General features: G+C 62.3%; 2 protein-coding genes. One reads left to right on the top strand and one right to left on the bottom strand.

Going from position 1 to position 1,399, the window contains the following annotated elements:
* The first annotated feature begins 304 nt into the window (after positions 1-304).
* The gene (locus C41B8_RS19140) at positions 305-823 is read left to right on the top strand and encodes a phenolic acid decarboxylase (protein ID WP_037341997.1); all 519 of its coding nucleotides are present in this window, start codon (positions 305-307) and stop codon (positions 821-823) included.
* Here C41B8_RS19140 and C41B8_RS19135 read toward each other — a convergent pair.
* Positions 820-1,399, bottom strand: a 580-nt coding sequence (locus C41B8_RS19135) for a LysR substrate-binding domain-containing protein (protein ID WP_198025310.1), incomplete at its 5' end; no start/stop codon positions are given. The two genes, C41B8_RS19140 and C41B8_RS19135, sit on opposite strands and share 4 nt — an antisense overlap.

Raw genomic sequence — 1,399 nt, 5'->3', positions numbered from 1 at the left:
TCACCCAAGAGCGCGATTATGAGCTGAAAACTTGAAAATCCTAGAGGGATGTTCGGGTCTTGCGTTTTGCCCCACCCCATTTCATCACCGGCGTCTCGCCGTATCTCGTCTTCGGCCGCGCGTACTAAGAGCGCGCAAAAGCTTTCCCGCATAGGCTGCGACGCACCGCACCTGGCAGCGCGTCGCCGGATCTAAATGATCGCAATTTTCGATGATTTTGGCCTGAAATTAGCGCGTTTATTTCTAAAAAATTGAGCATAGAGTAACGGCCATCCAATCACATTCGTCCCCCAGGAGGCGCCCCATGTCCGACCCCTTTGAATCCACCAAGCCTCAGGAACTCGTCGGCTTCATCGGTAAGCACTTCATCTACACCTATGCCAACGGCTGGCAGTACGAGCTGTATGTCAAAAACGACCGCACCATCGATTACCGCATCCACACCGGCATGGTCGGTGGCCGCTGGGTGCGCGATCAGGTCGCCCACATCGTCCGGCTAGGCGAAGGCGTCTACAAGATTTCCTGGGACGAGCCGACCGGCACGTCGGTCAGCGTCGCCTTCAACCTCATCGAGCGGAAGCTGCACGGGGTGATCTTCTTCCCTCAGTGGATATCGCAGGCCCCAAAGAAGACCGTGTGCTTCCAGAACGAGCACATCGAACGGATGCAGGCGTTCCGCGATGCCGGTCCGACCTATCCCAAGCTGGTGATCGACGAGTTTGCCGAGCTGACCTACCTGGAAGATTGCGGCGCCGACAACGAGCAGGTGATCAACTGCGCCCCGGCCGACCTGCCGGAAGGCTACGCCGCGCGCCGCAACTAGGGAACTGGCACGCCGTCGGTCAGCAGCCGGGCCAGCATCCGCACCGCCGGTCCGGCGTGCTCCTCGTCGGCGAAGTCCAGCTCCAGCGGCACCAGCCTGCGCGCACCGGTCTTGAGACGCAGCGCGCGAAGGCGGCCATCGGCCAGCGGATCAGCCAGCATGTGGTGCGGCAGCCACCCGTAACATAGGCCTTGCAGGACCGCACCCAGGGCCGCATCCAGCGTGGTCACCAGCCAGGCTCTGCCCCCACCGTCAGCGGTCGCCTGCGGCGCCATGGCCTGGATATCTACCCGCAGATGCCGGCCCAGCGTGGCCGCACTGATCGCCGCCTCGCGCTGGTTCAGCGGATGTGCCGCATGCGCCACCGCCAGCAGTTCCACCTCGTCCAGGCGCCGGCCAAAGCGCGCCCCGCCACCGGGCATAGCGATAGCCAGGTCATAGGGTTCGAGCAGGGGATCGGGACTAGGCTGGCGCACGGTTTCCAGCAGGTCCACACGCACTAGCGGGTACTGCTGGAGATATGCTCGAAAGTGGTGTACGCGGGAGTTTGAATTAGGCGGCGTATCCGGCTGGAAT

The sequence above is a fragment of the Salinisphaera hydrothermalis C41B8 genome (assembly GCF_000732535.1).
Classification (GTDB): Bacteria; Pseudomonadota; Gammaproteobacteria; order Nevskiales; family Salinisphaeraceae; genus Salinisphaera; species Salinisphaera hydrothermalis.
The sequence above is the reverse complement of the archived record's forward strand: the minus strand, read 5'-3'. Positions and strand labels throughout refer to the sequence as shown.

Excerpts from the sequence above, each read along its gene's own strand:
- C41B8_RS19140 (WP_037341997.1), top strand. The coding sequence starts at position 305 with ATGTCCGACCCCTTTGAATCCACCAAGCCTCAGGAACTCGTCGGCTTC.